Source organism: Caballeronia glathei, from assembly GCF_000698595.1.
Classification (GTDB): Bacteria; Pseudomonadota; Gammaproteobacteria; order Burkholderiales; family Burkholderiaceae; genus Caballeronia; species Caballeronia glathei.
Genome location: NZ_JFHC01000065.1, coordinates 40382 through 47178 on the forward strand (window position 1 = coordinate 40382; position 6797 = coordinate 47178).

Consider the following 6797-nt stretch of genomic DNA (forward strand, 5'->3'; position numbering starts at 1 on the left):
GGCCGTTGCGGCGTCGCTTCGGAAGCGGCGGTGGCCGAGCCGGGCGGTTTTCGAGATGGTGGCGATCATGGGCGTGACGAACATGCATGCTCCTTGACAGGGTCGGCGCTAGCTCGCGTCCTGATCGAGTTCGGGATAGTGCCTGAAGATGCCCGATTCGTTGAACGGAATGCGCCGCTCCGACTCGACGTAGCGCGCGATGTTCGGCCGCCCGAGCACCGCGTCGTGCAGGGCCGCGACGCGCGGATACTGCTCGCCGAACTTCGCGCACGCGCGGGGAAACGCGTAGTGCAGGCCTTCGACCAGCTGGAACATCGAGAGATCGACGTACGTGGCCTTCTTGCCGATCATGTGCGTGTCGCCGTGCGGATTCTGCTTCAGCACGCGTTCGAAGTAGCCGAAGAACTTCGGGATGCGCGCCTCGATGAAATGCTTCGAGCGGACCCGGGCCGCGTCCCGCTGGTCTTCGTAGTAGAGATCGGTGGCAAGCGGATGATGCGTGTCGTGCACTTCCGTGACGAAGTCCGCGATCGTCAGCTGCAGCCCGTGCGCGGCGAAGCGCGCGCCTTCGTCCTTCGGCGCGAGCCCGAGCTTCGGGCCGAGATAGAGCAGGATGTTCGCGACGTGCGGCACGATCAGCTCGCCATCCTTCAGGAACGGCGGCGCGAACGGAATGTGCGGTTCGGTGCGGCTTTTCATGACCTTCATCATGGCGTCCGTGCCCAGGCCGTCCTTTTTTGCGCCGCGCGCGACGTCCACGTAGTCGGCTCCCGCGTCTTCCAGCGCGAGCCGGACGAATTCTCCGCGGCCTTGAAGGCCGTCCCAGTAATACAGTTCGTAGGCCATTGGCGTGTCCTCATGACTTCATTGCAGGGATGCGCCTCTACGACACGGCGCACGCGCCCCGGTTCAGCAATGCACATGCCCTCGCGGGCCGACAACCGCCGCAGACGGGCACCGCTGAAAACAAGCCGAAAGCCCCGCACGCGGCGGGGCTCTTCATGGACCGGCAGCGCCGGATGCGGCGCCGCTGAGTCAGCGGGTTTCAGCCGAACAGCCGCTCGACGCCGAGCGTGATCGCAAGTCCGCCGCCGACGAGCCACACGTAGAGGATCGCGCCCGTCGCCAGTGCCCGCGGTCCCGCCTGCCGGATCTGCGCGATGCGCGTTTCCATGCCGAGCGCGGTCATCGCCATCGTGAGCGCGAAGGTATCGAGCGTGTTCACCGTGCTCGTGGCCGCCGCGGGCAGAATGTTCAGCGAGTTGACGATCACGAGCGCGAGAAAGCCGAGCGCGAACCAGGGCACCACGAGCTTGCCGCGCTCCTTGCCGATTGCGCCGCCGGCAGCCGCCGCGCGCGAGCGGTTCAGCCACAGGCCGAGCACGATCAGCACCGGCACGAGCAGCATGACGCGCGTCATTTTGACGATGGTCGCGATGTGCGTCGCTTCCGGGCTCACGTTGCTCGCCGCGCCGACCACCTGCGCCACTTCGTGAATCGTGCCGCCGAAGAAGAGGCCCGCGCCGAGCGTGTCGAGATGAAGCCAGCCGGCGTTGATCGCGAGCGGGTAAAGGAACATGGAAAGCGTGCCGAACAGCACGACGCTGCCCACGGCCATCGCGCTCTGGTGCGGCTTCGACTGCAGCGTCGATTCGAACGCGAGCACGGCGGCCGCGCCGCAGATCGCGCTGCCCGCGGCGGTGAGAAGCGCGGTGTCGCGGTCGAGCTTCATCACCTTCATGCCGGCCCAGGTGCCGATCGCGAGCGTGCTCACGACCACCAGCACCGACACCGTGACGCCCGGCAGGCCGACCTGCGCGATTTCCTGCAGGCTCACGCGCAGGCCGAAGAACGCGACCGCGATGCGCAGCAGCTTGCGCGCCGAGAAGTTGACGCCGGCCGCCCAGCTCTCCGGCATGCCGTGCTTGAGCGCGTTGCCGTACAGGGCGCCCGCCACGATGCCGACGATCAGCGGGCTGACGCCGAGCCCGGCGATGGCCGGTATCGACGCGAGGCTCGTGACGGCCGCCGCGAAGAGCGCAACGAACAGGATGCCGTTCAGTTGGCCGCGCGTGGACGGCCTGACGGCGACGAGGGAAGATACTGACGGGACGGTCGACATGATGAATTCACTGGTGAGTTGACTGCTGTCAATCCTATCCGTGGCATAAGAATATGAAAAATTGTCATTTAGGATGTAAATTATCGGCTACCGTGATATTTATTCCCCATGACCCCAGAACAGCTTATAACGTTTGCAACGGTTGCCGAACACGGCAACATCAGCCGGGCGGCCATCGCGCTGCATTTGTCGCAGCCGGCCGTCTCCGGCCAGCTTCGGCAGCTCCAGGACGAATTCGGTGAACCGCTCTACCTGCGCAACGGCCGCGGCGTGCGGCTGACGGCCGCCGGCGAGCAGCTCGTGCAGTACGCCGGGCGCATCCGCGAGACCTACCGGCAGGCGCATGCGTACCGCGACGCGCTGCGCGGGCTCGAGCGCGGCACCCTGCGCATCGGCGCGAGCACCACGCCCGCGAGCTACCTGCTGCCGTACCTGATCGCCGCGTTCCATCGGCAGTTTCCGGACGTGAGCGTCTCGACCATCGACGGCAATACATCCGATATCGTCGCCGCGCTCCCCTCGCTCGACATCGCGATGATCGAAGGACCGGTCGGCGTGGACCTGCCGCCCGGCACGGGCGTCACGCCCTGGCGCGAGGACGAGGTCGTCGCGATCGTGCCGAACGCGCATCCGCTCGCCACCGGGCGCGACGAAGCCTCGCTCGACGCCATCTCGGCCCATCCGCTCGTGCTGCGTGAGGGCGGCTCGGGCGTGCGCCAGATCGTCGAGCGGGCGTTCGCCCGGGCGGGCTCGCCGATGCGCGTCGCGCTCGAAATCGCCGGCGTGGAGGGCGTGAAGGAGGCCGTTCGCGCGGGCATGGGCATCGGTTTCGTCTCCGCGATGTCGATGCGCCACGAGGACAGCGCGCTCAGGCGTCTGCGCATCGCGCCCGAACCGCTCACGCGCCGCTTTTCGATCCTGATGCCGCATTCGGCGGCGCCCTCGCGCGTCGCCGCGCGCTTTCTGGAGCTATGCCAGCAAAGTGCGGAGGAGGCCTGAAGGCGAGGACGGGAGCGAAGGCTAGGGAATTCCACTATGGCGCGCCTTCGTTCGCCGGGCGCACCATTCGTTTTAACGCAGACGCCACGGCGTCTTTTTTGAAATCTGGTTATGGAACCGGTTCCATAACGCAAACCGACCGAGATCAGACGTGAATCAGGCTAATGTCGCGCAGCGCAAGTCCGAGGTGGTGATCGTCGCCAGCGCATTTGGCGCCGACGCGATCCGTCGCGACGGCCACGCCGTCTGGGCCGCCGGGGCGTCGCGGGCGGGCGCGTGCGGCTTCGAAGTCCGCCGCGAGCTGTTTCGCGACGAGGCGCAGGCGCAGCACGAGGCCTTGCGCACGCTCGGTGAGCGGATCGGTGCGCTTGGCCTCTGGGCCGTGTATTCCACGCCCGCGTCGCTTTTCGCCGCTGACGGCTCGCTCGACGATGCCGCGCTCACGCAGGCCATCGACGAAGCGGCCGCGCTCGGCGCGCGCATCGTCAAGCTGCAGCTGGGCGGAGCGCCCGACGGCACCGCCACCGACGCCGCCACGCTCGACCGCGCGCTGACGGCGATCTCGACCTCGGCCGCGCGCGTCGTGGTGGAAAACGGCCAGTTGCGCGCAGGCGGCACGATCGATGCGTTCGCAGCCTTGTTCGGCGCGCTGCCGCGCGACGCCCGCGCGCTCACGATGACCTTCGACACCGGCAACTGGCTGTGGGCGGGCGAGAGCCCCGCCGACGCCGCGAAGCGCCTCGCCCCGCACGTGACCTACGTGCACTGCAAGGCGGTGACGGGCGAGGGCGCCCGCCGCTTCGCCACGGCGCCCGCCGCCGACGACGCGCAGTTCGCCGCGCTCCTCGCGCTGTTGCCTCGCGACGTTCCGCGCGGCATCGAATTCCCGTTCGATGCCGCCGCGCCCGAAAGCGATGCGGCGGCCCGGGTCGCGTGGCTCGCGGCAGCCTGAACGGCGCCTGCCCGACGAACACTCTTGAAGAAGGAAGGACGGATCATGCAAGCAAAACCCCAGGCGCTCGATGTCGTGACCTACGGCGAAGCCATGACGATGTTCGTGGCCGCCGAGACCGGCGATCTCGCCCGCGTCGGCCAGTTCACGAAGCGCGTGGCCGGCGCCGACCTGAACGTCGCGATCGGCCTCGCGCGGCTCGGTTTCCGGGTGGGGTGGATGAGCCGTGTCGGCGGCGATTCGTTCGGGCGCTACGTGCTCGACGTGCTCGCCGCGGAAGGCATCGACGCGGCCTGCGTGACGATCGACGAGCGCTATCCGACGGGCTTTCAGCTGAAGTCGAAGAACGACGACGGCAGCGACCCGGCGGTCGAATACTTCCGCAAGGGGTCGGCGGCGAGCCACCTGTCGCTTGCCGATTACGTCGCGGACTACGTGACCGGCGCGCGCCATCTGCACCTGACGGGCGTCGCCCCGGCGATTTCCGCGACCTCGCGCGAACTCGCCTTCCACATGGCGCGCGAGATGCGCGCGGCCGGCAAGACGATCTCCTTCGACCCGAACCTGCGCCCGACGCTCTGGCCGTCGCGCGAGGCGATGGCGGAGTCGCTCAACGCGCTCGCCGCGCTCGCCGACTGGGTGCTGCCGGGCGTCTCCGAAGGCGTCACGCTCACCGGCTACGCGAAGTCCGAGGACATTGCGCGCTTCTACCTCGACCAGGGCGCGAAGGGCGTGATCGTGAAGCTCGGCGCGCACGGCGCGTACTTCCGCACCGCGGACGGCGACGAAGGCATCGTGCCCGCGATGCCGGTGGCGAAGGTCGTCGATACGGTCGGCGCCGGCGACGGCTTCGCGGTCGGCGTGGTGAGCGCGCTGCTGGAAGGGCGCGACGTGCGCCACGCGCTGGAACGCGGCAACCGCATCGGCGCGCTTGCGATCCAGGTGATCGGCGACAGCGAAGGGCTGCCGACGCGCGCCGAACTCGCCGCCCTGGAAGCCCCCCAGAATTCAACTGACAAGACGGCACGAGCCGCGCTCAACGCAGTCTGACCGAGTACCCGGAGACAAACGATGCAATCCACGACTTCACCCAAGCTGGCGGTGCGCCGCTGGTGGGCGATCATGCCGATCGTCTTCATCACTTACAGCCTCGCGTATCTCGACCGCGCGAATTACGGTTTCGCCGCCGCTGCCGGCATCAATCACGATCTCGGCATCAGCAAGGGGCTGTCGTCGTTGATCGGCGCGCTCTTTTTTCTCGGCTACTTCTTCTTCCAGATTCCGGGCGCGATCTACGCGGAACGTCGCAGCGTGAAGAAGCTCGTGTTCGTGAGCCTGATCCTGTGGGGCGGGTGCGCGGCGCTCACGGGCATGGTGAGCAACATTCCGTCGCTGATGGCGATCCGCTTCGTCCTCGGCGTCGTGGAGGCGGCCGTGATGCCCGCGATGCTGGTGTTCATCGCGAACTGGTTCACTAAGTCGGAGCGCTCGCGGGCGAATACGTTCCTGATTCTCGGCAATCCGGTGACGGTGCTGTGGATGTCGGTCGTGTCCGGATATCTGGTGAATTCGTTCGGCTGGCGCAACATGTTCATCGCGGAAGGCTTGCCGGCGGTGGCGTGGGCGGTGATCTGGTGGTTCATCGTGCAGGACAAGCCCGCGCAGGCGAAGTGGCTCACCGACCAGGAGAAGCGCGATCTCGATGCGACGCTGCGCGCCGAGCAGGCCGCGATCAAGCCGGTCAAGAACTACGGCGAGGCGTTCCGTTCGCCGGCGGTGATCAAGCTGTGCGCGCAGTATTTCTGCTGGAGCATCGGCGTGTATGGTTTCGTGCTGTGGCTGCCGTCGATTCTGAAGAATGCGTCGACGTTCGGCATGGTCGAGACGGGCTGGCTTTCGGCGGTGCCGTATCTGGCCGCGACGATCGCGATGATTGCGGCGTCGTGGGCATCGGACAAGATGAATCGCCGCAAGCTTTTCGTGTGGCCGTTTCTGCTCGTCGGCGCGGTGGCCTTTGCGGGATCGTATCTGCTTGGATCGAGCAACTTCTGGGCGTCTTATGCGTTGCTCGTGATCGCGGGTGCCGCGATGTATGCGCCGTACGGGCCGTTTTTCGCGATCGTGCCGGAACTGCTGCCGAAGAATGTCGCGGGCGGCGCGATGGCGCTGATCAACAGCATGGGCGCGCTCGGATCGTTCGTCGGATCGTACGTGGTCGGCTATCTCAATGGGGCGACCGGGTCGCCAGCAGCCTCTTACGTTTTCATGAGCGTCGCGCTCGTTGCGGCTGTGGTGTTGACACTGGCTGTCAAGCCGCAGGGCGGTCTGCCGGACGGGAAGCTCGCAGCGCGTGGGTGATTCGTGCTGGCGCTTGGGCGGGGTTGGGTGGTCGTAGAACCGTCTGATGCGCTTGCGCTTCTATGAAACTTGCTTTGGTATTGGTTTATTAGCTTCGCTCAAGGTGGTCGCTGGCGCTTGGGGTCGGTGTCTTGTTGTAGAACCGTCTGATGCGCCTGCGCTCCCATGAAACTTGTTTTCTTATTGGTCTATTAGCTTCGCCCCTGTGCGGGGCGGCAGTCACTTTCTTTGCTGCTGCAAAGAAAGTAACCAAAGAAAGCAGCTATGGGGTCAGCGGTGTTAGGACGTGACCACGTTTGAGTTTTTCAGAGTGGGCCGACCGTTGGAGTGTCCACCTCAGTACGTTGAGCGGATAGGTACGCGGAC

Annotated in this window: 6 protein-coding genes; 4 read left to right on the top strand and 2 right to left on the bottom strand. The window is 66.4% G+C overall.

Annotated features, from left to right (window positions below; all coding sequences use genetic code 11):
• Positions 1-108: 108 nt before the first annotated feature.
• Positions 109-846 (bottom strand): glutathione S-transferase, encoded by a 738-nt coding sequence (locus BG61_RS30100; RefSeq protein ID WP_035930324.1) that lies wholly within the window; start codon positions 844-846, stop codon positions 109-111.
• Between the two features lie 199 nt (positions 847-1045).
• The gene (locus BG61_RS30105) at positions 1046-2122 is read right to left on the bottom strand and encodes a YeiH family protein (RefSeq protein WP_035930321.1); all 1077 of its coding nucleotides are present in this window, start codon (positions 2120-2122) and stop codon (positions 1046-1048) included.
• Between the two features lie 108 nt (positions 2123-2230).
• On the opposite strand from BG61_RS30105, the gene BG61_RS30110 reads away from it, so the two are divergent.
• From BG61_RS30110 to BG61_RS30125, 4 genes are all read left to right on the top strand, one after another.
• Positions 2231-3121 (top strand): LysR family transcriptional regulator, encoded by an 891-nt coding sequence (locus tag BG61_RS30110; protein WP_035930319.1) that lies wholly within the window; start codon positions 2231-2233, stop codon positions 3119-3121.
• A gap of 151 nt (positions 3122-3272) precedes the next feature.
• Positions 3273-4073, top strand: a complete 801-nt coding sequence (locus BG61_RS30115) for a sugar phosphate isomerase/epimerase family protein (protein ID WP_035930317.1) — start codon at positions 3273-3275, stop codon at positions 4071-4073.
• A 45-nt stretch (positions 4074-4118) separates the two neighbouring features.
• Complete coding sequence (locus BG61_RS30120) at positions 4119-5123, top strand: sugar kinase (protein WP_035930660.1); 1005 nt, start codon at positions 4119-4121, stop codon at positions 5121-5123.
• A gap of 21 nt (positions 5124-5144) precedes the next feature.
• Positions 5145-6431: an MFS transporter gene (locus tag BG61_RS30125; RefSeq protein ID WP_035930314.1), complete on the top strand. Its 1287-nt coding sequence runs from the start codon at positions 5145-5147 to the stop codon at positions 6429-6431.
• Positions 6432-6797: the final 366 nt, after the last annotated feature.

Coding starts and splice junctions, on each gene's coding strand:
- BG61_RS30100 (WP_035930324.1), bottom strand. CDS start 846: ATGGCCTACGAACTGTATTACTGGGACGGCCTTCAAGGCCGCGGAGAA.
- BG61_RS30105 (WP_035930321.1), bottom strand. CDS start 2,122: ATGTCGACCGTCCCGTCAGTATCTTCCCTCGTCGCCGTCAGGCCGTCC.
- BG61_RS30110 (WP_035930319.1), top strand. CDS start 2,231: ATGACCCCAGAACAGCTTATAACGTTTGCAACGGTTGCCGAACACGGC.
- BG61_RS30120 (WP_035930660.1), top strand. CDS start 4,119: ATGCAAGCAAAACCCCAGGCGCTCGATGTCGTGACCTACGGCGAAGCC.
- BG61_RS30125 (WP_035930314.1), top strand. CDS start 5,145: ATGCAATCCACGACTTCACCCAAGCTGGCGGTGCGCCGCTGGTGGGCG.